This window comes from uncultured Intestinimonas sp., from assembly GCF_944387725.1.
Lineage (GTDB): Bacteria > Bacillota > Clostridia > Oscillospirales > Oscillospiraceae > Intestinimonas.
Genome location: NZ_CALXGA010000026.1, coordinates 1 through 25,114, shown reverse-complemented (window position 1 = coordinate 25,114; position 25,114 = coordinate 1). Strand labels below are relative to the sequence as shown.

Sequence of the window (25,114 nt, the reverse complement as noted above, 5' to 3'; positions counted from 1 at the left end):
CTGCGAAAAAATTGCTTGCCAGCGGCCCAAAATCCCTCGCTGCTGGACACATCGCCAATTTTCAAACAAGCCCTAGTTCGGCTCGACATATTCCCGTCTACAAGTGCGACACATTAGAAGAACTAAACGAGTTCAAAACAACATTTTCAGGCACCTTTACTATGGATGGAACTTGGGACGAAGTACCCTCTTTTGAGGAAGTGACTGCTGATTATACGGAGGATTTCTTTATTGAAAACACCTTGCTTTTGGTCTATGTGGAGGCGGGTAGTTGCACTCCTCGATTTGGGGTAGATTCTGTTTCGAAAGAGAACGGCACTCTCTCTGTCTATGTCAAATACACTTATAACCCCGAAGAATGCGACTCTGCAATGGCAGGGTGGCTATTTACTATCCCTGTAAATAACGACCAGATACAGGATTGCACTAACTTTGATGCTGTTCTGAAGTAAGAAAACAACAAAATTTTGACAAACCCCTCCACCTGTTCACTAGAGCAGATAGAGGGGTTTTAACCTATTCAAATTAGAGTGATCATTTTCGTGTTGCCGGTAGATGCACACCCCACAGAACAACACCCAAGTACCAAGCTAAAATTTTCCAATAATTATTCACTGGCTTGGATGAAATATACACCGGAAACACATTATCGAATTGGGAGTTTTATATAATTTGACGGAAATTTTCAATTTCCCTCGAAATCACTACTTTCCTTGAAAAGGGAGTGCGCACCCAGCGCGGCGGTCAAAACGGCTTATTCCCCTGGCCGAAAGAGCTGGTCTACAGTGGTCCCCAGCTCCCGGGCCAGACGGAAGGCCAGGACAAGAGTGGGGTCATACTTGTTGTTCTCAATGGCGTTGACAGTCTGGCGGGTGACCCCGCACCGCTTGGCCAGCTCCTCCTGGGAGATGCCCCGCTCCTTCCGCAGGGCCCGGATGACGTTCTCCATGTCAGGCACCATACTTCCGCCGGAAATACAGCAGATTGACAAAGTAGCACAGGGCCATAACCGCCAGGGTGACTTGGGGAGGATGTCTCTCTGCTGGCAGGCCCAGGGCCATCCCCCGGTAGAGGTCCTCAATGATGCAGACGACAAAGTAGACCGCCATAGCCGCAAAGCTGTTGGTGCTGGCCCGCCCTACAATCATGCGCCGCCGCTCATCCCCCTGCCGCCCAAGAGAGACCAGCAAAGCGATGTCCAGGACCACAAAGGCCAGCAGAATCAGCAGCGCCAGGCCCAGGGTCAGTGTGCTCCAGATTTCGTTCATAACGCTCCGTCCTTTCCCGCCCGGATGGGGCACAATATTGTCAAAATCTTTTGACACTCTAAAGATACACCCGCTCGGAAAAACTGTCAAGAGTTTTTTACACTTTTCTGTCTGTCTCTGGTCATATTTCCGCCAGGGCAGCCTCCACCTCCTCCGGGGTGAAGGGCCGCCAGAGGACATCCTCCTTCGCCTTTTGGGCCTCATAGGCCGCCTGGTACGCATCCTCACCAGCAGAGGCCCCGTCCACAAAGTAGGACAGGACCTCCTCCCCTTCCTCCCCAACGGTGCGCTCGCAGGAGGCAATGCGCTGAATGCTCCAGGTGTCCCCCTCGAAACGGAGGACGCCCACCCCGTAGTCATCGGCCCCGCCGGAGACGAAAAAGCTCCCGTCAGTCTTGATCGCCCCGAAATTTCGGTAGGTAAAGCTGTAACCCAGGACCTGGGCCTCTGTCTCCCGCAGCACCTCAAAGCCGTAGGCCGGATCACTTCCCGCCGCCAGCCAGAGGAGGACCTCTGGACCGCCGCCGTCCAGGTCCACCACAGCGAATTGGCTCACCTCCACCTGAGCCCAGCCTGCGGAGTATGTCTCCAGCAGGGACGCCAGGGTGGTCTCCTCCTGGCTGTCCATGTCGAAGAAGGGCGCTCCCTCCAGAAGCACAGAGGCATAGCCGGATGTCTGAGGGGAGGGGGCCGGAGAGGGCGTTGGGGTAAACGCCCCACTCCCCTCCCCCGCCCCGCAGGCACAGAAAAGTGTCAGAGAGAGGGCGGGAAGCAGGGTCCGCAGGGCGAAAGAAACTTGTCTCATACTGCCATACTCCTTATATCTCAGGTCGTCCCCCCGCAGGCAGCAGGGGGAAATTTCACCCATGCTACCACAAAAAACATATGACGGCAAGGCAAAATGTCCGAGCGCGGGATTGACAACGGAGGAATTTTGCATTATAATTTCGGAAACGCTGAGAACGGGAAAATAGCGCCTCCACGCCGCTCAGAGAGGTCTGGCCGCCGGCTGAAAGCCAGACTGCATGCGCCGCGCTTGGTTCGCCCGGGAGCGGCCGTGGAGACACGGACGGCAGCCGCCCGTTACGACGGCCTGAGTGCGCGGGAGACCGCGAAGCGTGGGTGGTACCGCGGAAGGGCTTGCCTTTCGTCCCAAGCAGGGGGCGGAGGGCTTTTTTGCTGCCCAAGGTCTCTCCCCTTTTCCGATTCATTTTCATCCAACAAAGGAGTCTGATTATGAAAGAGCAGTTAGCGAACATCCGCACGGAGGCCCTGGCGGCCTTCGCCGGAGCCGGGTCCGCCCAGGACCTGGACGCCCTCCGGGTGAAATACCTGGGCAAAAAGGGGGAGCTCACCGCCGTATTAAAGAGCATGGGCAGGCTCTCCCCGGAGGAGCGTCCCGCCATGGGCCAGCTGGCCAATGAGGTCCGCGCCGCCCTGGAGCACGCCCTGGAGGAACAGGGCAAGCGCCTGGAGGCTCAGGCCCTGGAGGAGCGCCTCAAGGCCGAGGCGGTGGACGTCACCATCCCCGGCAAGCCGGTGAAGCTGGGCCACAAGCACCCCATGTATCTGGCACTGGATGAGATTAAGGACATCTTCATCGGCATGGGCTTTACCGTCCTGGACGGCCCGGAGATCGAGCTGGCCGAGTACAACTTCGACAAGCTCAACGCCGACGAGGGCCACCCCTCCCGGGACTGGTCGGATACCTTCTATTTCGACACCGACAGCCGGGTGATGCTCCGCTCCCAGACCTCCCCCATGCAGGTACGGGCCATGGAGACCATGGAGCTGCCCATCCGCATCATCGCCCCCGGCCGGGTCTACCGCAAGGACGAGGTGGACGCCACCCACTCCCCCATGTTCCACCAGGTGGAGGGCATGGTCATCGACAAGGGGGTCACCATGGCCGATCTAAAGGGCACTTTGAACACCGTGGTGGAGCGTCTCTATGGCAAGGGCACCAAAACCCGCTTCCGCCCCCACCACTTCCCTTTCACCGAGCCCTCCTGCGAGATGGATGTCCAGTGCCACAAGTGCGGCGGCGTGGGCTGCCCCACCTGCAAGGGAGAGGGCTGGATTGAGCTGCTGGGAGCTGGCATGATTCACCCCCGAGTGCTGGAGATGTCCGGCATCGACCCGGAGGTCTGGTCCGGCTGGGCCTTCGGTATCGGCCTGGAGCGCACCGCTATGCGCCGGTTCAAGATCGCCGACCTGCGGCTGATCTTTGAAAACGATGTGCGCTTCCTGGAGCAGTTCTGAGAAAGGAGTCATACAACCATGAATTTAAGCAGAAAGTGGCTCCGGGAGTTCGTCTCTGTGGACGCCAATGACAAAGCATTTGCCGGGGCCATGACCCTCTCCGGCTCCAAGGTGGAGCTCACCCACGACCTGGGGGCCGAGATTTCCAACGTGGTGGTGGGAAGGATTCTCTCCATGGAGCGCCACCCCAATTCCGACCATATGTGGATCTGCCAGTTGGATGTGGGCCGGGACGAGCCCGTCCAGATCGTCACCGGGGCCTGGAACATCCACACGGGGGACCTGGTCCCTGTGGCCCTGCACAAGTCCTCCCTCCCCGGGGGCAAAAAGATCGAAAAGGGCAAGCTCCGGGGGGAACTCTCCAACGGAATGCTCTGCTCCCTCAAAGAGCTGAACCTGGACGAGCGGGACTTCCCCTACGCCGTCATCACCCCCGCCGCCCTCTTGAACGACTACAAGCCCCTGGACCCGGAAAAGCCCTCCATTCCCGCCGGCATCCAGGCCGGGGACAAGGTCTCCGGTCCGGTGGTGTGTGCGAAAATGCTGGAGGTCATGCCTCTGGGCGACGGCGCCTTCCACACCTGCGCGGATATCGGCCCGGATGGCACCGTCTGCCCCGATACCCCCTGTTCCAACCTCCATGTGGGGGACCTGGTGGCCTACAACACCAAGACCGACCGTTACTGCACGCTGGAGGACCTCCATGCCCAGCAGGCGGAGTTCCCCCACTGCATTCCCGACGGTATTTTTGTTCTCCAGGAGGAGGGTGTGAAGCCCGGCGACGACATCAAGCCGGTCATCGGGGCCGACGACCATGTGGTGGAGTTCGAGATCACCCCCAACCGCCCCGACTGCCTCTCGGTTATCGGTCTGGCCCGGGAGGCCTCCGCCACCTTTGGCCAGCCCCTGAATCTCCACACCCCGGAGGTCAAGGGCGGCGGTCCCGGCGTCCTCACCGACCTGCTGGATGTGGAGACCCCCGCCGCCGACCTGTGTCCCCGGTACACCGCCCGGATGGTCCGCAACGTGAAGATCGCCCCCTCCCCCAAGTGGATGCGGGAGCGGCTGCGGGCCATGGGGGTGCGGCCCATCAACAACATCGTGGACATCACCAACTATGTGATGCTGGAGTATGGCCAGCCCATGCACGCCTTTGACTACCGCTATGTGAAGGGCGGTCACATCATTGTCCGCCGGGCGGAGGAGGGCGAGGAGCTCACCACTCTGGACGGCAATGTCCGCAAGCTCACCGCCAACATGCTGGTCATCGCCGACGAGCACCGGGCGGTGGGTCTGGCCGGCATCATGGGCGGCCTAAACAGCGAGATCGTTTCCGACACCGTGGATGTGGTCTTCGAGTCGGCCAACTTTGACGGCACCACCATTCGCAAGACCGCCCTGGCCCTGGGGATGCGGACCGAGGCCAGCGCCAAGTATGAAAAGGGTCTGGATCCCCTGAACACCCTCCCCGCCGTCAACCGGGCCTGCGAGCTGGTGGAGCTTCTGGGGGCCGGCGAGGTGGTGGACGGGGTCATCGACATCCTCAACTATGTCCCCCAGCCCACCGTCCTCAAGCTTGAGCCGGAGAAGATCAACACCCTCCTGGGCACCGGGATTCCAGAGGCGGAAATGGTGCGCATCCTCCGCTCCCTGGACTTCGGCGTGGAGGGGGACCAGGTCACCGTCCCCTCCTGGCGGGGCGATGTGCTCCGCATGGCCGACCTGGCCGAAGAGGTGGCCCGGTTCTACGGATACAACAACATTCCCGCCACCCTCATGCGGGGCCAGACCACCCAGGGAGGCTACTCCCCCGCTCAGGAGCTGGAGCGCTCCCTGGGGGCCGTATGCCGGGCCTGCGGCTATGACGAGATCATCACCTACTCCTTTATCTCCCCTACCTGCTACGACAAGATCCTCTGGCCGGCGGGCTACCACGCCCGGAAGAGCTTCCAGATTCTCAACCCCCTGGGGGAGGACACCTCTATCATGCGGACCACTACCCTCCCCTCCATGCTGGAGATTCTGGCCCGGAACTACAACTACCGCAACAAGACCGTCCGCCTCTACGAGCTGGGCCGCATCTACCTGCCCGGCGGCGAGGATGGCCTGGCCAATGAGGCCAAGGTCCTCACCCTGGGGGCCTACGGGGAGGATATGGACTTCTTCACCATGAAGGGGGCAGTGGAGGCCATTCTGCGGGACATTCGGGCCAAAGACGTCCGCTTTGAGGGACCCGCCGGGGCTCCCTCCGACGCCTCCTACCACCCCGGCCGCTGCGCCACCGTCTGGAGCGGCAGCAACTGCATCGGCATGTTTGGCCAGATCCATCCCCTGGTGGCCCGGAACTACGGCGTGGACGCCGAGCTCTACTGCGCCGAGCTCAGCTTTGACGAACTGGCCCTGGCCAAGGGGCCCGACCCGGAGTATGTGCCTCTGCCCAAGTTCCCCGCCGTCACCCGGGACATCGCCGTGGTCTGCGACGAGGCCGTCACCGTGGGCGCCCTGAAGGAGGGCATCCGCCGGGGGGCCCAGGGCCTGCTGAAGGAGGTCACCCTCTTCGACATCTACCGGGGCAAGGGCATTCCCGAGGGGAAAAAGTCGGTGGCCTTCAATCTGGTGCTCCGGGCCGACGACCGCAGTCTCACCAGCGAGGAGGCCGACGCCGACGTGGCTTCCATTCTCTCCCTGCTGGAGCAAGAGCTGGGCGCCGTCCTGCGCTGAGCGCTTGAAATCTTCATAAAATTTGTGCCGCTCCCCCTTTACACTCGGGGACATTTCGAGTACAATAGGAACATGCCCACAAGGGGAGTCCAGCCATGTTCCCATCATGTAATCGGGAGGTGTTTCCGACATGGAGATTGATTTTACACGCAAGTTTAACCTCAACGAGGACCGGGGCGAGGAGATCAAGGCCATTCTGACCTCCGTTTACAATTCCCTTCAGGAGAAGGGCTACAACCCCATCAATCAGATTGTCGGCTACATCCTCTCGGAAGACCCCACCTATATCACCAACTATAACAACGCCCGCTCCCTGATTCGGAAGCTGGACCGGGACGAGCTCCTTCAGGAGCTGGTAAAAAAATACTTGGCAGGCTGAACGCCATCCAGCCTTCGCAGCGGAGCGCAAGAACTGCCCATGAAGAGGGCGCCTGGGTGCATATCTCTGCCATGGGAGCCTATCCGAAGCCACAATTCAAACAACCAGCCGGGGATCTCTGACCAGATCCCCGGCCTCTTTTTTCCCTGGTACCTATGGAACGCCTGACATCCTGCCGCCATATCGCCGGTTCCGGCTATTTGCCGGGAAAACCTTGTCGAATCCTGGAGTATCGGTTATACTGGAGAAAACACCTGCCCATAAAAGGAAAAAAGAGCCCAAGGCAACCGAATTACCTTGGACTCTTGCATGTCATGTTTCCTGGACATTGTGCCTATTTTATGAGGGGCGGAGAGGGACGTTACTTCGCCAGCTGCTTGGCGATCTCCTCGGCAAAGTTCTCCTGCTTCTTCTCGATGCCCTCGCCCTTCTCGAAGCGGACGGCGTCCTTGAAGGTGATGGTTCCGCCCAGGGATTTGGCGGCGGAGGCGATATACTGCTCCACGCTCATGCTGTTGTCCTTCACGAACTCCTGCTGGAGCAGGCAGTTCTCAGCGTAGAACTTGTTGAGCTTGCCCATGACGATCTTCTCCCGGACCTGCTCGGGCTTGGAGGCCATCTTGGGGTCGTTCTCCATCTGGACCATCATGATCTTCTTCTCTTCGGCCAGCACGTCCTCGGTGACCTGGGACTTGTCCCAGAAGCGGGGATTTAGGGCCGCGATCTGCATGGCCACATCCTTACCTACCTCATTGACCTGCTCAGGGGTGAGGTTGGTCTCCAGGTTCACCAGCACACCGATCTTGCCGCCGGCGTGGACGTAGGGGACGGAGACGCCCTCGGTGAAGAATGCGAAACGGCGAACCTTGATGTTCTCGCCGATAACCAGGACCATCTCCTGCTGCTCCTCCTGGACGGTGCGGCCGTTGCCGAAAGAGACGGCCATCAGGGCGTCCAGATTCGCGGGCTTCTCCTTCGCCACCACGGCGGCCACGCCCTTGACAAAGTCCACAAACTTCTCGTTCTTGCCCACAAAGTCGGTCTCGGCGTTGACCTCGACCACCACGCCCACGCCGTCGATGACGGCGGCATAAGCCATGCCCTCGGCAGCAATGCGACCGGCCTTCTTCTGAGAGGCGGCCAGCCCCTTTTCCCGCAGGATCTCCACGGCCTTGTCCATGTCGCCGTCGGCCTCAGTGAGCGCCTTCTTGCAGTCCATCATGCCCACGCCGGTCATCTCGCGCAGGGCCTGCACATCTTTTGCGGTGAAAGCCATCGTATCTTACCTCCATGAATGTTGATTGATCTTGTATCGTGAAAAAGCGCCCGCCGTGCGCCGGCGGGCGCAAGATGCCCTCAAAGAGCGGAATCAGGCCTCTGCGGTCTCACCGGCCTTGGCGGCCTCCTCGTCCACGTTGTCCTCGCCCTGTCTGCCCTCCTGGATGGCGTTGGCCATGATGGAGGAGATGAGACGGATGGCGCGGATGGCGTCGTCGTTGCCAGGGATCACATAGTCGATCTCATCGGGGTCGCAGTTGGTGTCCACGATGGCCACGATGGGGATGTGGAGCTTCCGGGCCTCGTTGATGGCGTTGCGCTCCTTCCGGGGGTCCACCACGAAGAGGGCTCCGGGGAGCTTCTTCATCTCGGTGACGCCGCCCAGGTACTTCTCAAGCTTGGCAATCTCGCCCAGGTGCTTGATGACTTCCTTCTTGGGGAGCATGTCGAAGGTGCCGTCCTCCTGCATCTTCTTGAGCTGGTTGAGACGGTCCACCCGGCCCCGCATGGTTTTGAAGTTGGTGAGCATCCCGCCCAGCCAGCGGGCGTTGACGTAGTAGCCGCCGCAGCGGGCAGCCTCTTCCTTGATGGCCTCCTGGGCCTGCTTCTTGGTGCCCACAAAGAGCAGTGTCTGACCGCTCTGGGCCAGGTCGCGGACAAAGTTGTAGGCGTCCTCCAGCTTCTTCACGGTCTTCTGGAGGTCGATGATATAGATGCCGTTGCGCTCGGTGTAGATATAGGTGGCCATCTTGGGGTTCCACCGCCGGGTCTGGTGACCGAAGTGGACGCCCGCCTCCAGGAGCTGCTTCATAGATACGACTGCCATGGGAAATTCCTCCTTTAATTGTTATTACCTCCACCCCGTTCATTCGGAGCCGACCCACCCCTCTTCCCGAGGAGCACCGGGCCCTCCGTCCCGATGGTGTGTGTAATACTGCGCTTTTTGCACAGCTAGAGTATTTTAGCACAGCTCGCCCTGGTTTGCAACACTTTTTTCCTGTTTTTCGGGATTTTCCTCCCAGACCCCCTGGCGGACGCCCTTCTCTACCGGGCCCCGGCCCGCAGGCCCCGCCGCTGGGCCTCCGCAGCCTCCACCAGGATGATGTCCTCTCCAAACCGGCGCACCGATTCCCAGGGAAATACCTTGTCCTCTTCCCTGCCCAAAAGTCCGAAGAGCCGCAGTCGTCCCGGCACCACCAGGGCCTTAACCTGCCCTGTCTCCAGGTCCACCTCCACATCCCCCACATATCCAAACCGGCAGCCGTCGCTGATGTTGATGATCTCCTTGTCCCGCAGCTCTGTGACACGGCTTTCCATCCTCGCATCCTCCTTGCATCATGATTAAGATGAAACGTTTCTACCTTCAGGTATCAGCAGGCTTCGAGATACCCAAGATCCCATCGGTCTAGTACTTCACCAAGTTAGAAATTACAGATTGGATTTCGAGCGGAATTTTTGCAGAACAAGGCAGAGGACGCTGGTGGGCTGACGCCACCAAGGACGATAACGAAGGGATACGGAAATTCCGCCGAAAGGCAAATGCAAGTTTCTGGCTTGGTGGAGTACTAGGTCTTGTTTGAAACATGTCAACATGCCCAACCGGCGGGTCTTTTGTCCCCTGGACGGCGCAATTTTTCCTTGAAATCCGCCAGGATTCCTGCGAAAAAATTGCTTGCCAGCCGCCCAAAATCCCTCGCTGCCGGACACATCGCCAATTTTCAAACAAGCCCTAGGACAGCGGGGCAAGCGCTCCGTTCTCCATACTCTTTACAAACCGTGCGCCTTTCTGCATCATCGTATTTATATGTATCCCTCTGCTTGTCCTATGAGGCCCACCGATATGTACGGCCGCCCTAGGGCGGCCGGGTCACATGCTCTTTTTGATCTGGCTGATGGCGTTTTTCTCCAGCCGAGAGACCTGGGCCTGGGAGATGCCCACCTCGGCGGAGACCTCCATCTGGGTCTTGCCCTCGAAAAAGCGCAGATTCAGAATGTGCCGCTCCCGCTCTGACAGGCGGGCGATGGCCTCCTTGAGGGCAATCTGCTCCAGCCAGCTCTCGTCGGTGTTCTTGGCGTCCTTCACCTGGTCCATAACGCAGATGGTGTCCCCGCCGTGGTCGTACACCGGCTCATAGAGGCTCACCGGGTCCACAATGGCGTCCAGGGCGAAGACCACGTCCTCCCGCTTGACGTCCAGCAGTTTGGCGATCTCCTCCACACTGGGCTCCCGCTGGTGCTCGGCCATAAACTTTTCCTTGGCCTGAAGCACCTTGTAGGCGGTGTCCCGCATGGACCGGGAGACCCGCAGGGCGCTGTTGTCCCGGAGATAGCGCCGGATCTCTCCGATAATCATGGGTACGCCGTAGGTGGAAAAGCGCACGTCCAGGTCCACATTGAAGTTGTCGATGGCCTTGATAAGGCCGATGCACCCCACCTGGAAGAGGTCGTCCAGATTCTCCCCCCGGTTGGCAAACCGCTGGATGACCGACAGCACCAGGCGCAGGTTGCCTGCGATCAGCTCTTCCCGGGCCTCCATGTCTCCCTGCTTGGTCCGCTTCAACAGCTCGATGGTCTCCTCATTCTTCAGCACCTTCAGCTTGGCGGTGTTGACGCCGCAAATCTCGACCTTGCCCTGCAACTTCCTGACCTCCCCGCTGCTTCCTTTCTATCAGTATTTCCCCGGTGAAAGAGAGCATACCTGCTGGGGGCGGCCTATATTTTTTATCGTGGGACGGTTTTCGATGGACTTTGAAGGACACAGGATCAAGGATGACAAACGCTTTGCGGCGGAACGCCGTCCGGCAAGCTTCCCCAGCGGGTCCGGCGGGCGCTGGAGCTGCTTTGAGCCCTACAGCATCCGCAGAATCTCCTTTTTCAGCCGGGAGATGATGCGCTTTTCCAGCCGGGAGATGTAGGACTGGGAGATGCCCAGCAGGTCGGCCACCTCCTTCTGTGTCTTCTCCGGCCGGCCGTCCAGGCCGAAGCGCAGAGTGATGATGCGCCGCTCCCGCTCTGAGAGCTTCTCCAGGGCGCTGAGGAGGAGCTGGCGGTCCACATCGTCCTCGATGGGCTTCATCACCAGGTCGTTGTCGGTGCCCAGGATGTCGGAGAGCAGAAGCTCGTTGCCGTCCCAGTCGGTGTTCAGGGGCTCGTCAAAGGAGACCTCCGTCTTCTGGTTGGCGATTTTTCGCAGGTGCATCAGAATCTCGTTTTCAATGCACCGGGAGGCGTAGGTGGCCAGCTTGATGTTCTTGGCGGGCTTGTAGGTGCTCACCGACTTGATAAGTCCAATGGTGCCGATGGAGATCAGATCCTCGATGTTGACCCCGGTGTTCTCAAACCGCCGGGCGATATAGACCACCAGGCGCAGGTTGTGTTCGATGAGCTGGGATTTGGCCGCCTCCTCCCCCTGCTCCAGCCGGGTGATGAGGGCGGCCTCCTCCTCCCGGGCCAGGGGAGCGGGCAGGGTGTCGCTGCCCCCGATGTACATGATCTTTCCCGGCAGCTTCAGCCCCAGCCGGGCCAGGCCCTGCTGTAGCAGGACATACAGCCGCAATTTCCATCCATTCATTCCCTGAACCGTCCCTTTCCTCTGGATTCCGGGGCTCATTCCATCACCCCCACCAGGGCGCTGTAGCCGCCCCCGTCTGACAGCCGGGTGGGCGAGAGGGCCACCAGAATCCCGCCGTAGTCCTCCGCCCCCACCTGAGCCCGGTCCAGCCGCAGGGCCAGCAGCAGGCCGCACTCCACCCCCACCGCCTGATAGGGCAGCAGCCGGAACCGCCGCCCCTCCCCGGCCTGGGAGAGCCGCTCCAGGGAGCCCACCGGGTCCCGCAGGGCCTCCGGCCCCAGTGGCTCGGGCAGCAGCGGGGAGAGCTTTTCCCCCTCCGCCACCATCACAGGCCGGCCGGTGGCCGGGTCGGTGAGGGTGTTCCCTGTATCCACCAGGGCAGTGAGGGCCACCCGCTTCTCCCCCAGAGTGAGCACCGCCGGAGTCAGCTCCCGGGCAGTGTGCCGGGCCACTCTGTGAAAGAGCAGGGTAAAGCCCACATAGCACAGGGCGGCTGACAGCAGCAGAATCCGCAGGTCCATAGCCGAGTACAAAATGCCGTTTTTCAGGGAGAGGCCCCGCCCCCCCAGCAGGCCGATGGCGAAGATGCCCCCGCCGAAGGCACAGGAGATTCCGAAGAAGACCAGCAGGACCCGGAGCAGCCGGCGGCTTCCGCCGAAGCCCAACAGGACCATGAACACCGCCGCCCCCAGCTTACAGAGGGGATGCGCCAGAAAGCCCAGCCCAGGCAGGCAGACCGCCGCCGCGTACAGGGCCCCCAGGACCGCCCCCAGGCCCAGCCGGAGCCGGCGCAGGGGCTCCCCCGCCAGCTTGGCGGCGGCCAGGAGCAGGAGATAGTCCACGATGAGATTGAGCAGAAACAGGGAATCTATGTAGATAACGGTCACGTCCGCCGCCCCCCTTCTCTCCCCTGGGACCGGGCGGACGGGCCGCGCTCCGTGGGATGGGATGCTCCCTATTATACGAGCCTGCCCACACAAAAAAGGTCAAACCGGGGGGCCCGTCTCAGGATAAGCCCTCCCACCGGCAGGTGCGTGAAAAAGGCCCCCTCCGGCAGTCTGTGGGATACGGACGCCGGAGGGGGCCTTCTCTCCCCTACTCCGCCGTATGCGCTTCCTCCAAAAAGAATATCTCCCCCAGCAGGACGGCCAGGTCCCAACCACTGCCAGGACTGCCCCCAGGAACTGCCCCAGGAGGAGCGTCCACACCAGGCTCCTGGCGTACGCCTTGCCCTCCTCTGAGCCCCTGAGGAAAAGTGGATCCGGACCATTCCCTGGGGATGGTCCGGATCCGTTCTTTCTTGTGAACTTGTCTCACGCCTCCTGGAGGTAGGCCTGCATCTGCCCCAGGAGCTTGGGGGGGCAGACCGCCGTCACCTGGATGGCCTCTCCGTAGTCCACGGCCTCCACCTTGGCCTCCCGGTAGAGGGTGTCCAGCAGCCCGCCCTGGTCGTAGGGCAGGCACAGCGTCACCTTCCGGGCGCCGCTGTCCAGCCGGGCGGCCATTTTGGACCTCAGCTCCTCCAGCCCCTCCCCGGTCTGGGCGGAGATGGCCGCGATATCCTCGCCGTGGGGCAAAATTTCCCCGGCGCAGAGGTCGCACTTGTTAAAGACGTCGATGCGGGGGGTCTCGGCCGCCCCCAGCTCCTGGATCAGGGCCTCCACCACAGCGGCCTGCTCCCGCCACTCCGGGTTGGAGGCGTCAATAACATGGAGGAGCAGATCGGCGAAAGCAAGCTCCTCCAGGGTGGCCTTGAAGGCCTCCACCAGATGGTGGGGCAGTTTGGAGATGAAGCCCACCGTGTCGGAGAGCAGAGCGGTGCAGGTGTCGGAGAGCTCCAGGGTTCGGGTGGTGGTGTCCAGGGTGTCAAAGAGGCGGTTGTTGGCCGGAATGCCCGCCCCGGTGAGGGCGTTGAGCAGGGTGGATTTCCCCGCGTTGGTGTAGCCCACAATGGCCGCCACCGGAACCTCGTTCTTGACCCGCCGCTCCCGCTGGACCGCCCGAACCCGGCGGACCTCCTTCAAATCTTCCTCCAGCTTGGCGATTTTGCGTCGGATGTGCCGCCGGTCAGTCTCCAGCTGGGTTTCACCGGGACCCCGGGTGCCGATGGGCGACTTGCCTCCGGAGGCGGTCTGACGCACCAGATGGCCCCACATGCCGGTGAGCCGGGGCAGCAGGTACTTGTACTGGGCCAGCTCCACCTGGAGGCGGCCCTCCTTGGTCCGGGCCCTCTGGGCGAAGATGTCCAGGATCAGGGCGGAGCGGTCCAGCACCGCCACCCCAAGCTCGTCAGCCAGGACCCGCTGCTGGGAGGGCGAGAGAGGGTTGTCAAAGAGTACCATATCGGCTCCCAGGGCCTGGACCAGCTCCTTGACCTCCGCCACCTTGCCCTCTCCGATAAAGGTCCTGGGGTCCGGGGCGTCCTTGTTCTGGAGGACCGTCCCCACACAGACGCCGCCCGCAGTCTCCAAAAGGGCAGCAAGCTCCTCCAGGGATGCCTCGTCGGCGTTCTCCTCCCGGCGCAGGACCCCGGCGTTTAGGCCCACCAGGACCGCCCGGTTGATGTTTTCTTCGGTAAATCGTTCTGTCATAGCTTCTCCCCGGGAGCGTTCCCCCGCTCCTCTCTCCTATTGGTTCTGAAGGGTCTCCACAATCTCCCCGATATACATGCGGTGGTAGTCCTTTTCCGGGTACCACCTGCCGTCCAGGTCCGGGTCCAGGAAGTGGGCGGGGTCGATATCCTGCCAGTAGAGCTTCCGGCACACCAGCACCAGCTCCGCCTCCTGGAAATAGGGGGCGTTCCCCGCGCTGGCGGACACCGTCAAGCCGCATTCCTTTATCTTGTCGATGTCCCGGCCGCTTTTGGAGCCGCATAGGGTCAGGGCCTTGCGGTATTCCTCCCCGAAAAAGGACAGGGTAAAGAACCCGCTTCTCTCCACAAACTCGTAGGTGTAGCGCTGGGGGCGGATATAACAGGCAGCCACATTGGCCCCCCACAGCACCCCCAGTCCGCCCCAGCTGGCGGTCATGGTGTTGCACCGCTCCGGCGTCCCGGCGGTGAGGAGCATCCATTGGTCCCCGATCAGGGAGAACACATTCTTGTCCAGGTCTTTTGTTTTCCATTGCTTCAGCATGGCGGAATCCTCCTGTCGTTGTGCAAATGGCTCAGACGCAGTATATGCAAAGGACCCGCGCCAAAACCAGCGCGGGCCCGAAAAAATCCCAATCTTACTTCTTGTCCAAACCGAACTTCTTGTTGAAGCGGCTCACGCGTCCGCCCGTATCCACCATCTTTTGCTTGCCGGTGAAAAAGGGGTGACACTTGGAGCATACTTCCACGCGGATGTCCTTCTTGGTCGAGCCGGTCTCGATCACATTGCCGCAGGCGCACTTGATGGTGGTCTGCTGATAATTGGGATGAATGCCTTCCTTCATTGCTGGTTCACCTCTTTCTCCTGGGGGATATGCGCATAAATGCAACTAGTATAATAGCACATCCTTTTCCGGAATGCAAGTCTTTTTTCCTTAGTTTTTCATAATTCCACCGGTCGATCCAGGGAGAAGAACCACAGCACCCTCCGGCGGACCCGTTTCCCGGTGATCTCCTCCAGGGCCCGGCTGTAGGCCGTAAGCTGGGGGCGGTATTCCTCCGCCCGGGCCCGGAGGGTCCGGTCCGTCACCCAGTCGGTCTTAAAGTCCAGCACCGTGATGCCCTCCAGGGTCTCGAACCAGCAGTCCACCACGCCCTGAAGGAGGACCTCCTCCCCCGCCCCGGCCTGGGGGTAGTAGTCCCCGGCGGGGACCAGAATGGAGAACTTGAACTCCCTGTGGACCGAGCCGGAGCGCAGCAGCTCCTGTCCCAGAGGAGCGGCAAAGAAGGCGGCGACCCGCGCCGGGTCGGCGGCCTCCCCCTGCTCCGGGGTGATGAGCTGCCGCTCCACCAGCCGGCGGATCTCAGCCGCCGCCCCCTCCCGGGTCTCCGCCCGGTCGAAGTCCAGAAACTGCATCACCAGATGGAGGGCGGTGCCCCTCTGGGCGGGGGTGAGGCCCAGGGCCGCGGCGGCGAACCGGGGCCGCTCAAACCGCAGGGGCCTGGGGGGCGCCGGGGCGGCCTCCGCCGCCTCCCGGTCCAGCTCCCGCCCCTTGAGCTGCGTAGCGGTCAGCTTGGAGGGAATTTCCACATCCCCCAGATGGGCGTAGCGCCAGAACAGCCTGGCCGCCAGATGGGCGTAACGCGGGGACCCCCCCCAGGCCGCCGGATCCGGGCTGGCCTCCGGCGCTTCGCCGGACACCGCCTCCGGCCTGCGGGGGGCCTCCCTCAGGTCCCCGCCGGGGACCCAGCGGATGTCCCAGGTAGGGCCGCAGTCCTCTGCCGTAATCTCCACATAGGCGTCCGCCGCCCGGCGGAGAACGCCGGCGTCCGGCCGGGCCATGGCCGCAAGCAGCACCCACTGCGCCGCCGACTGGGTGGCCAGCAGGACCTGTGGCTCCACCGGACAGCCGGCATCCCCCGCCAGGCGCTGGAGCTCCCTGGCCCCAGAGGACAGCGCACACACCAGCACCAGCTTTTCCCGGGCCCGGGTCATGGCCACATAGAGGAGCCGCAGCTCCTCAGCCATCATCTCCCGCTCCAGCTCCCCTGCCACAGCCCGCCGGGCCAGGGTGGGAAACTCCACCATTCGCTCCATGTCCAGCCCCTTGGGGCCCACCCCAAGCCGGGGGTGGAAGAGCATGGGCCGCTGCATGTCCTCCCGGTTGAGCCGCCGGGCCAGGCCGCAGAGCAGAACCACCGGGAACTCCAGCCCCTTGGACTTGTGAATGCTCAGGATGCGGACGCCACCCCCCTCCCCCGCCGGCTGAACGGAGGACAGGCGGCCTCCGGTCTCCCGCACCCGGCCCAGATAGGAGAGAAAGCCGAAGAGCCCCTTGTGCCCCGCCGCCTCAAACTGCCGGGCACACTCGGCCAGGGCCAGCAGGTTCTCCCGCCGTGTCTCCCCGTCCCCCAGCGCACCGAAGATTCCCAAAAAATTGCTCCGGTCGTAAAGGTCCCACAGGAGCTGGTGGCAGCTCATGTCCCGGGCCCGGTCCCGCAGCAGGTCCAGCTCCGCCAGGAAGGCGGCGGCATCCGCCCCCTGGTCCTGGCGCAGGGCGTCATAGAGCTCCGCGTCCGGGGCCCCGGCCCGCAGCTGGGCCAGCCGGTCGGCGGAGAATCCCCACAGAGGAGACCGGAGGACGGCAATCAGGGGCACGTCCTGCCGGGGGTTGTCGATGATCTGGAGGCAGGAGAGGGCCACCGAGACCTCAGTGGCGCCCAGAAAGTCCCCGCTGCCCTCGGCCTCCCAGGGGATATCCAGCTCCCCCAGGGCTCTGGCGTAGTGGTGGAGCACCGTGCTGGGGGAGCGGAGGAGGATCACGATATCCCCGGGGCCCACCCGCCGCAGGCCCCCGTCCCGGTCGGTGACCTGGAAGCCGCCGTCCAGCAGCGCCCGGACCCGCCGGGCGGCAAACCGGGCCTCCAGCAGATCCCGGGGGGCCTTTTCCTCCGCCTCCTCGCCGTCGCCGTCCTGGGAGAGGTCCAGGACGTCCAGCTCCACGGCGTAATCCTCCCCCTCCGGGAAGGAGGCGCCGGGGTAGAGGGCCTCGTCGGCTCCATAGTCCATCTCCCCGAATTCCCGGGACATCAGGCTCCGAAAGAGGTAGTTGACCCCCTCCAGCACCTGGGGCCGGGAGCGGAAGTTCCGGGTGAGCAGCACCCGCCGGGGCTCCCCCTCCGCCGCCCGGCCGGCGGGCCGGAAGGTGCGGTATTTTTCCAGAAAAATGGTCGGGTCGGCCAACCGGAAGCGGTAGATGGACTGCTTCACATCCCCCACCATGAAGAGCTTGCGCCCCTGCTGGGACACGGCCTGGAAGATGGCGTTCTGGACCTCGTTGGTGTCCTGATACTCGTCCACCATCACCTCGGCAAACCGGGCCGACACCATCTCCGCCAGCTCGGTGGGCGCCCCCTCGCCGTCCCGCAGCAATCCCACGGCCATATGCTCCAGGTCGGAGAAGTCCAGGCAGCCCCTCTGCCGCTTCAAGCCGGCGTAGGCTTGGTCGAAGTCCCGGATCAGGGCGAAGAGCCCCCGGACTGCCGGGAAGACCGAGCGCATATCCTCCAGCAGGCGCTCACTGGGGTCGGACAGGAGCTCCTCCACCCTGGCCATGCGTTTTTTGCACTTCTCCCGCAGGGCCTTGACCTGAGCCTGGGCCTCCGGGTCCTCACAGTTCCGCACCGACCCCAGCCGGGGAAAGGAGATCGCCGCCTGGTCCGCCGCCGCGTCCCAGCCCCGGTCCAGCGCCTCCAGGAGCCGGGACAGGCTCTCCAGAGTATCCGAGAGGCTGGGGGCGTAGCCCCGGGAGAGGGCCTCGTCCCCGGCGCACAGCTCCAGGGCATGGGCCATGCGGCTCTGCCAGTAGGCCGCCTGCTTGCGGACGCCCTCCAGCAGAACGGCCCCCCAGGGGGTCGCTCCGGCGTCGGAAACCCCCTCCAGGGCAAAGGCCCGCTCCTGCCGCGCCAGCCAGGCCCCGGGGTCCGGGTGGCTCTGGACCCGGCTGTGGATGTCCAGGGCGATCTCCACCAGCCGGCTGTCATCCCGGCCGGCGGACATGGTGTCCAGGAGCTGGGCAAAGTCGCTCTCCGACTCCACCCCTTCATACCGTCCCTCCAGCACCTGGTCCATGGCCTGGAGCTTCAGGACCCTGGCCTCACTCTCGTCACAGAGGCGGAAGTCCGCCTCCAGGTCCAGCAAATGTCCGTACTCCCGCAGAAGCTGGGCGCAGAATGCGTGGATGGTGGAGATCTGCGTCTTGTAGACCAGGGCGGTCTGCCGCCGCAGCCGGCGGTCGGACGGCCGCTGGGAGAGGCGGACCGCCAGCTCCTCCGCCACCCGGCCCCGGAGCTCGGCGGCGGCGGCCTTGGTGTAGGTGATGACCAGAAAACGGTCGATGTCCAGCCCCTCCTCCTCCACCCGGTCCAGAAGGCGCTCCACCAGCACCCGGGTCTTGCCGGACCCCGCCGCCGCGGAGACCAGGAGCCCGCCGCCCCGGTCGGAGACCGCAGTTCGCTGTTCGTCTGTCAAAGGAAACGGCATGGAAAGCGCCTCCCATTCATGGATTCTCCCCCAGTGGGGTCAGGCCGGGTCCTCCTCCCCCTCCACGGACGCCCAAAACGCCTCCCCGGTGAGGTTGGGCAGATACCGCCGCCGGTCGGAGCCCCGGCCCTCCTCAAAATGGCAGGCGGCGGCGTAGTCACAGTAGCGGCAGGCGTTTTTCTCCGGGCTCCGCCAGAAGGGGTCGGCGTCGATGACCCCGGCGGCCAGCTCCCGGCCGATCTCCCGGAGGATATTCTGGGTGTGCCGCTTCAGCTTGCCCAGGCGCTCGGCTGAGACCAGGGCCTCCCCGGTGATGGCCCCGGTCCGGGCGGAGACCCGCACCGGCAGGAAGCGGGGGCCGCCCGCCTCCGGGTGCTCCATGGCCTCCAGGACCTCCGGGTCGTCCAGCAGCAGGCCGTGCCGCCGCAGCTCGGCGTCCAGCCGCTTTTTCCGCTCCTCCTCGTCCATGCTCCGGCTCCCCTGGACCACCGCCGCCCGGGCGGGAAGGTAGAGGACGCCGGCCGGCGTCACGGTATAGTTGTAAAGTATTTCTCCCTTCTCCTCTAAAGCGAAGAGATAGAGGAGCATCTGAAGGCCCAGGCCGTTCCAAATTTCTGTCAGGTCAAAGGACTTCCGCCCGGTTTTGTAGTCTGTGACCCGGAGGTAGAGCCGCCCGTTGTGCACCCAGCCGTCCAGCCGGTCCACAAAGCCGGAGAGGCTCACCGTCACCCCGTCCACGGTCAGCTCCACCGGCGGCAGGTCCTTCCCCGTTCCAAAGCCCAACTCCAGAGCGATGGGCTGGAAGCTGGAGACAGAGAGCTCCTCCAGCACATTCTCCACCACCTGGGCCACCGGGCGCAGGAGGCGGTGAAAGAGGTAGAGGAAGCGGGGCGTCTTGTTCTCCAATCCCCCCAGCTCCTGGGAGATGTAGCGGTCCATGATGGCCCGGATGCGGGCCTTGACCTTCTTCGGGTCCCAGGTCCAGCCCCCCTGCCCGTCCTCCACCCGCCAGCTCGTGTCCCGGAGGATGTGCTCCAGGACATAGTGGACGAAGGTGCCGTACTCCGGGGCCTGGAAGCCGGCGGCCCGCCTGGCCTTCGCCTTGAGGCCAAACTGCATGAAGTAGGCGAAGTGGCAGGACTTGTACTTGTCCATCCGGGAGGCCGACATGGACACCCGGCGGCCGTAGAGGGCGGCCGCCCCCGCCCGGGACAGGCGGCCCCGCTCCCATTGGGCGCACCGCTCCAGCCGCTTCACCTGGGGGGCCCAGTCCGGGAGCCGCACCAGGACGGCCCGGACGAGGGGAAGCCGGCCCGCCTGCTCCAGGGCAGGGCCCGGCGCGGAGAGCCGGAACTCCCCTCCCAGGGTCTGCTCCCGCAGGGGCGGGTTTTGGGGGAAGAGGAGCCGCAGGCGGGTCACCAGCAGAGAGGGACGGAGCTCCTCCCCCTGGGCGGTCTGAGCGGCCCAGCTCACTGTCAGCCGCTCCGTGGGCCGGGTACAGGCCTCGTACAGAATGGTCAGCTCCCGGTTCAGCTTGTCCGAGAGGGGCGGGGAGAGCTCCAGGCCAAAGGAAGAGAGGAGGCTGCGGTCGTCATCGGTGAGGAGGCCCGGGGCCGGGGCAGTCTGGGGGATGGAGCCGTCGTCGGCCCCCAGGAAGAAGAGGGCCCGGATGCTCCGGCTGCCCAGCCGGGCGGCCTCTCCGGCGTTCACCCGGTCCAGAGAGACAGGGATGGCCCCCACCTCATACTGGGAGAGGACCAATTTGAGGAGCTGGGCGAACTCCTCCAGCTCCATGGTGGTCTCGCCCAAAAGCTGAGCGCACTGCTCCAGCCCCCCGCACAGGAGGCCCCAGAGCTGTTCATACTCCGCAGCCCCCTGGAGCTCCCCCCGGTCCCGGAGCCGCTGGGCCCGCTCCAGCAGGCGCTGGGGCAGGGCAATCTCCTCTAAATAGCTGTAAAGGGATATCGCCTGACCCCTTCCCGTCCGGTCCTGATTCCGCCGCAGCCGCTCCAGAGGGGCGGTCACTCTGCGGCGGAGCTCGTTGAGGACCTCCAGCCGCGCCCGGTCCTCCTCTGTCAGGGGAACGCCGTAGCCCTTGGGGTGCATGGTCCAGTCCTTTTTGGAGGTCCAGCGGCTCCCCTTCAGGTCCCATTTCAGGACATAGTTCTCCAGCAGGTCACACTCCTCCGGGGCAAGGCCCGCCAGCCCCGTCTTGAGGTAGCGGAAGACGTCCTCATAGCGGTACTCCCCCGCCACCACGTCCAGAGCCCCGGTGACCACCGCGAAGACCGGCTTTTGGAGAATGTCAGTCATGGCGTCCAGGAAGACGGGGATGCCGTAGCGCCCGAAGACCTCCTCAGCCAGGGCGCTGTAGCGGTCAAAGCCCCGGGCCGTCACGGCGATGTCCCGGAAGCGCAGGCCCTCCTCCCGGACCAGCCGCAGAATCTCCGACGCCGTCCACTCCAGCTCGGAACGGGGGCTCACCGCCGTGAACAGGGCCACCTCCGGAGCGGGCTGGTCATAGATCTCCGGCAGGTCCGCAAAGAGATTGCCCTCTAAATGGACAAGGGGTTTTCCTTTCCATCCCTTGTGATCCAGCCGGTATTCCACCTCTGATGGACAGCCTGCCTCCCGGGCCAAGCGCAGCAGCCGGGCCGCCGTCCGCTGGGCCGGGCGGAAGATACCTCCCTCCCCCTCCATCTGGTCCAGCCGGTCGCAGGTGAGGGCCACCGTGACCTCCTCCGCCTGGAGCAGGAGCTGCCGCAGCACCAGAAGCTGCTGGGGGGTAAAGTCTGTAAAGCCATCTACATAGACACAGATGCCCCTGGCATAGCCGCAGTCCGCCAGTCCCTGGGCCAGGCGGGTGAGCCGGTCCCTAGGGTCGGCGGCCACCCGGGCGGTGAGGGCGTCATAGGCGCCGAAGATGAGCCCCAGGTCCTTGAGCTTGTCCCCCTCCTGGCCGCCGGTCTCTGTTCCGGCCCGGGCCAGGTCTCCGGGGGCCACGCAGTACTGCTTGCACTCGTCCAGAGTGGCCAGCAGCCCGGAGAGGAAGGCCGGCTTTCGGGAGGGCCGGGCGTAGACGGTCAGGGCGTTGGACACCGACTTCAGCGCGGCGTACATCAGCAGCAGCCGCCCCCCGGGGTCCAGGGTGGGGGCGGCCAGGCCCCCGGCCTGGGCCAGCACCCGGCTGCCCAGCCGGGTGAAGGACAGGACCTCGGCATACAGGGAGACCTGATTCCCCCCCACCGCACACAGGCGGCGTTCCGTCTCGTGGGACGCCTGCTCCGGCACAATCAGGAGCTGTCGCCGCCCCCCGCCGGAGGCGGCGATCCGCCTGAGAATGGCGGTGGACTTTCCCGTCCCGGCCCGCCCCAGCAGCAGTCTTAACATCGCTCTCCCTCCCTTCCGGCCGGGCTCACCGTCCGGTCAGCCCGGCCTCCTCCAGCCGCAGCAGGAGGCTCCGGTCCGTCAGCTTCCTGGCCATCCGCTCCCGGAATTGGACCGTCTTTTCCTTCCCGGCCCCCCGCAGGGCCTCCAGCTCCGCGCTGATCTGCCCCAGCTCCCGGGGAAGCGCCTCCACAAAGTCCTCATACCGAGCCAGCCGCTCTGCCGCCTCCGGCAGCCGCTCCGGGTCCAGCTCCCACACCCCGGCAGCGTTTTTCCGGGTCAGTCTGTCCATGAAGCCCGCTCCCTTCCGCCTGTCAGAAAGCCACACCCGCCGGCAGACCTGGCGCGGGCTCCCCACAGACTTTTCCCAGGACATAAACAGGTCCTGGCATCATGCGTATGGAACCAGGCCGCAGGCCCGGAAAGCCAAGGGTTTTGGGCCAATTTTTGCGGCTGATTCAGCAGGTATTAGTATAGCACCCTCCGGCGCGGAACACAACCGTGTTTGCCACCCCTTCCGGCACATGGGATGCCAGCGGTTTTTCACGCGACCGCCGGAAATCTCAGCCTGAGGAGAGAAAAAGCGCCCGGCGGCGGCGCCAGACGCTTTTTTCATCCATGGAAGCTCTCTTTATTACCCCAGCAGACCGGAACGCTCCATAGCGCCCCGCAGAATCCCCAGGTTGGCCGGCGAGATGTCGCACAGGGGGAGGCGCAGCCCCCCCACATCCCGGCCCATGAGATTCAGGGCCGCCTTCACCGGGATGGGGTTGACCTCCAGGAAGAGGGCGTCCATCAGCTCGGTGTGCTGGAGCTGGAGCTGGAAGGCCTCCTGGAACTTCCCCTCCAGGCAGAGGTGAGAGATATCCACCATGAGTTTGGGGGCCACATTGGCCACCACCGAGATGACACCCTTGGCCCCCAGGGCCATCATGGGCACCACCTGGTCGTCGTTGCCGGACCAGATGTAGAAGTCCTCCCCGCAGAGATAGCGGGTGTGGGCCACCAGGGAGAAGTTGCCGCTGGCCTCCTTGACGCCGTTGATCTTGGGGTTCTGGGACAGAACCCGGTAAGTCTCGGCGGTGAAGGAGACCCCGGTGCGGGAGGGGACATTGTAGAGGATGATGGGCAGGTCGGTGCGGTCGGCGATGTACTCGTAGTGGCGGATCAGGCCTTCCTGGGAGCACTTGTTGTAATAGGGGGTCACATGGAGGAGGGCGTCGGCCCCGGAGTCCTGGGCGTGCTGGGAGAGGTAAACGGCGGCGGAGGTGTCGTTGCTGCCGGCGCCGGCGATGACCTTCACCCGGTGGTTGACGTGCTTGACGCAGAAGTTGACGGCGGAGATATGCTCCCGCAGGCTCAGGGTGGCGCACTCGCCGGTGGTGCCCAGGACGCAGACGGCGTCCACGCCGCCGGCAATCTGCTCGTCAATGAGCTGGGCGAAGCGGTCGTAGTTGACGGCCCCCGTGGCGTCGAAGGGGGTGACGATGGCGGGACACGCACCGGTGAAGACTGGTTCTCTCATAAATCAGACCTCCTCATAGCATAAATTTGAAGGGGAAGCATCCCATACTCCCTTGCTCCGTCACCGGGAGATGTAACCCTCGGCGCACAGCAGCTCGGCCAGCTCCACCGCGCCGCCGGCGGCGCCCCGGAGGGTGTTGTGGGACAGGCACACAAATTTATAGTCGTACTGGGTGTCGGGACGGAGCCGGCCGATGGAGACGGTCATGCCGCCCCCAAGGTCCCGGTCCAGCCGGGTCTGGGGACGATCCGGCTCCTCAAAGTAGTGGAGGAAGTGTTCCGGGGCGGTGGGGAGCCCCAGCTCCTGGGGCCGGCCCCGGTAGGAGGCCCAAAGGGCCTTCATCTCCTCCATGGAGGGCTTTTCCCGAAACGTCACAAAGACGGCGGCGGTGTGGCCGTTGATTACCGGCACCCGGATGCACTGCGCGGTGATATCCGGCGCCTGGGCCTTGACGATGACGCCGTTTTCCACCCGGCCCCAGACCTTCAGGGGCTCCTGCTCGGACTTCTCCTCCTCGCCGCCGATATAGGGAATTACGTTGTCCACCATCTCGGGCCAGGTCTCGAAGGTCTTCCCCGCGCCGGAGATGGCCTGGTAGGTGCAGGCCAGCACCCTCTCCAGACCGAAGGCGCGCAGGGGATGCAGGGCGGGGACATAGCTCTGGATGGAGCAGTTGGACTTGACGGCGATCAAGCCCCGCCGCACCCCCAGCCGCTTCCGCTGGGCCTCGATGACCCGGAGGTGCTCAGGGTTCACTTCGGGCACCACCATGGGCACGTCGGGGGTCCAGCGGTGGGCGGAGTTGTTGGAGACCACCGGGCACTCCAGCCGGGCATAGCGCTCCTCCAGGGCCAGAATCTCTGCCCTCTTCATGTCCACGGCGGAGAAGACAAAATCCACCTCTTCCGCGATGCGGGCCGCGTCGGCCTGGGCATCCCGGACCACCAGGCCCCTGGCCTGATGGGGGATGGGGACCTCCATGGCCCAGCGCTCCCCCACCGCCTCCTCATAGGTCTTTCCCGCCGAACGGGGGCTGGCCGCGATGACCTTGAGCTCGAACCAGGGGTGCCCCTCCAGCAAGGTGACAAAGCGCTGGCCCACCATCCCGGTGCCGCCGATGACGCCCACCCGATACTTTTCCATTTTGCAGACCTCCAGACACACATGGCACAATCCATTTTATCCGGGCCGGCCCGTCCTCTTGCACGTCCGCCGCGCTTTTTCAGGGCGGGTGTCTCCGGTCCGGCGCGGAAAACGGCAGTTGCAAACCTGTCGGCTTTTGTACTATAATGGAACCTGTCAACGGCCCGCCCGCCGGAGCGGCGGCTGAAATGCGCCGGTGTATTTGTGCTAGGGCTTGTTTGAAAATTGGCGATGTGTCCAGCAGCGAGGGATTTTGGGCCGCTGGCAGGCAATTTTTTCGCAGGAATCCTGGCGGATTTCAAGGAAAAATTGCGCCGTCCAGGGGACAAAAGACCCGCCGGTTGGGCATGTTGACATGTTTCAAACAAGCCCTAGGGCTTGTTTGAAAATTGGCGATGTGTCCGGCAGCGAGGGATTTTGGGCCGCTGGCAAGCAATTTTTTCGCAG

Annotated in this window: 21 protein-coding genes; 4 read left to right on the top strand and 17 right to left on the bottom strand. The window is 63.6% G+C overall.

All coding sequences use genetic code 11. The features are described 5' to 3' along the window. Window positions 1-452, top strand: a 452-nt coding sequence (locus Q0K09_RS05630) for a hypothetical protein (protein WP_294473991.1), incomplete at its 5' end; no start/stop codon positions are given. A gap of 302 nt (window positions 453-754) precedes the next feature. Here the strand turns inward: Q0K09_RS05630 and Q0K09_RS05625 are convergent. From Q0K09_RS05625 to Q0K09_RS05615, 3 genes are all read right to left on the bottom strand, one after another. Further along, window positions 755-949 (bottom strand): helix-turn-helix transcriptional regulator, encoded by a 195-nt coding sequence (locus tag Q0K09_RS05625; protein ID WP_294473989.1) that lies wholly within the window; start codon window positions 947-949, stop codon window positions 755-757. Window position 950: 1 nt separating this feature from the next. Next, window positions 951-1,268, bottom strand: coding sequence for a hypothetical protein (locus tag Q0K09_RS05620; RefSeq protein WP_294473988.1), 318 nt, complete (start codon window positions 1,266-1,268; stop codon window positions 951-953). A 121-nt stretch (window positions 1,269-1,389) separates the two neighbouring features. Then, complete coding sequence (locus tag Q0K09_RS05615) at window positions 1,390-2,073, bottom strand: hypothetical protein (RefSeq protein WP_294473987.1); 684 nt, start codon at window positions 2,071-2,073, stop codon at window positions 1,390-1,392. Between the two features lie 431 nt (window positions 2,074-2,504). Here Q0K09_RS05615 and pheS point away from each other — a divergent pair, with 431 nt between their 5' ends. The 3 genes from pheS to Q0K09_RS05600 all read left to right on the top strand — a co-directional run bounded on the left by pheS (window position 2,505) and on the right by Q0K09_RS05600 (window position 6,630). After that, window positions 2,505-3,530, top strand: a complete 1,026-nt coding sequence (pheS, locus tag Q0K09_RS05610) for a phenylalanine--tRNA ligase subunit alpha (RefSeq protein ID WP_294473983.1) — start codon at window positions 2,505-2,507, stop codon at window positions 3,528-3,530. Between the two features lie 18 nt (window positions 3,531-3,548). Next, window positions 3,549-6,251, top strand: a complete 2,703-nt coding sequence (pheT, locus tag Q0K09_RS05605) for a phenylalanine--tRNA ligase subunit beta (RefSeq protein WP_294473981.1) — start codon at window positions 3,549-3,551, stop codon at window positions 6,249-6,251. 130 nt (window positions 6,252-6,381) lie between these two features. Next, entirely contained in the window at window positions 6,382-6,630 is a 249-nt protein-coding gene (locus Q0K09_RS05600; RefSeq protein WP_294473979.1) for an IreB family regulatory phosphoprotein, read from the top strand. 361 nt (window positions 6,631-6,991) lie between these two features. Here Q0K09_RS05600 and tsf read toward each other — a convergent pair whose 3' ends face one another. The 14 genes from tsf to asd all read right to left on the bottom strand — a co-directional run bounded on the left by tsf (window position 6,992) and on the right by asd (window position 24,667). After that, window positions 6,992-7,906, bottom strand: coding sequence for a translation elongation factor Ts (gene tsf, locus Q0K09_RS05595; RefSeq protein ID WP_294473976.1), 915 nt, complete (start codon window positions 7,904-7,906; stop codon window positions 6,992-6,994). Window positions 7,907-7,999: 93 nt separating this feature from the next. Next, a complete protein-coding gene (gene rpsB / locus Q0K09_RS05590; protein WP_294473974.1) occupies window positions 8,000-8,734 on the bottom strand; it encodes a 30S ribosomal protein S2 in 735 nt (244 codons plus the stop codon). Window positions 8,735-8,952: 218 nt separating this feature from the next. Next, window positions 8,953-9,225 (bottom strand): YlmC/YmxH family sporulation protein, encoded by a 273-nt coding sequence (locus Q0K09_RS05585; RefSeq protein ID WP_294473971.1) that lies wholly within the window; start codon window positions 9,223-9,225, stop codon window positions 8,953-8,955. A 550-nt stretch (window positions 9,226-9,775) separates the two neighbouring features. Further along, window positions 9,776-10,546: an RNA polymerase sporulation sigma factor SigG gene (gene sigG, locus Q0K09_RS05580; RefSeq protein WP_294473968.1), complete on the bottom strand. Its 771-nt coding sequence runs from the start codon at window positions 10,544-10,546 to the stop codon at window positions 9,776-9,778. 210 nt (window positions 10,547-10,756) lie between these two features. Continuing rightward, entirely contained in the window at window positions 10,757-11,479 is a 723-nt protein-coding gene (sigE, locus tag Q0K09_RS05575; protein WP_294473965.1) for an RNA polymerase sporulation sigma factor SigE, read from the bottom strand. 35 nt (window positions 11,480-11,514) lie between these two features. Further along, a complete protein-coding gene (locus Q0K09_RS05570; protein WP_294473961.1) occupies window positions 11,515-12,366 on the bottom strand; it encodes a sigma-E processing peptidase SpoIIGA in 852 nt (283 codons plus the stop codon). Between the two features lie 426 nt (window positions 12,367-12,792). Further along, window positions 12,793-14,070, bottom strand: a complete 1,278-nt coding sequence (gene hflX, locus Q0K09_RS05565; protein WP_294473958.1) for a GTPase HflX — start codon at window positions 14,068-14,070, stop codon at window positions 12,793-12,795. Window positions 14,071-14,106: 36 nt separating this feature from the next. After that, a complete protein-coding gene (locus tag Q0K09_RS05560; RefSeq protein ID WP_294473956.1) occupies window positions 14,107-14,613 on the bottom strand; it encodes a flavin reductase family protein in 507 nt (168 codons plus the stop codon). A 94-nt stretch (window positions 14,614-14,707) separates the two neighbouring features. Beyond that, entirely contained in the window at window positions 14,708-14,914 is a 207-nt protein-coding gene (gene rpmE, locus Q0K09_RS05555) for a 50S ribosomal protein L31 (protein ID WP_130849915.1), read from the bottom strand. 98 nt (window positions 14,915-15,012) lie between these two features. Next, the gene (gene addA, locus Q0K09_RS05550; protein WP_294473946.1) at window positions 15,013-18,612 is read right to left on the bottom strand and encodes a helicase-exonuclease AddAB subunit AddA; all 3,600 of its coding nucleotides are present in this window, start codon (window positions 18,610-18,612) and stop codon (window positions 15,013-15,015) included. 39 nt (window positions 18,613-18,651) lie between these two features. Further along, complete coding sequence (locus tag Q0K09_RS05545) at window positions 18,652-22,002, bottom strand: PD-(D/E)XK nuclease family protein (protein ID WP_294473943.1); 3,351 nt, start codon at window positions 22,000-22,002, stop codon at window positions 18,652-18,654. A 25-nt stretch (window positions 22,003-22,027) separates the two neighbouring features. After that, on the bottom strand, window positions 22,028-22,291 hold the full coding sequence (locus Q0K09_RS05540) for a hypothetical protein (protein WP_294473936.1): 264 nt from the start codon (window positions 22,289-22,291) through the stop codon (window positions 22,028-22,030). A 342-nt stretch (window positions 22,292-22,633) separates the two neighbouring features. Beyond that, window positions 22,634-23,524, bottom strand: coding sequence for a 4-hydroxy-tetrahydrodipicolinate synthase (gene dapA, locus Q0K09_RS05535; protein WP_294473933.1), 891 nt, complete (start codon window positions 23,522-23,524; stop codon window positions 22,634-22,636). 60 nt (window positions 23,525-23,584) lie between these two features. Next, window positions 23,585-24,667, bottom strand: coding sequence for an aspartate-semialdehyde dehydrogenase (gene asd, locus Q0K09_RS05530; RefSeq protein ID WP_294473930.1), 1,083 nt, complete (start codon window positions 24,665-24,667; stop codon window positions 23,585-23,587). Between the last annotated feature and the right edge of the window lie 447 nt (window positions 24,668-25,114).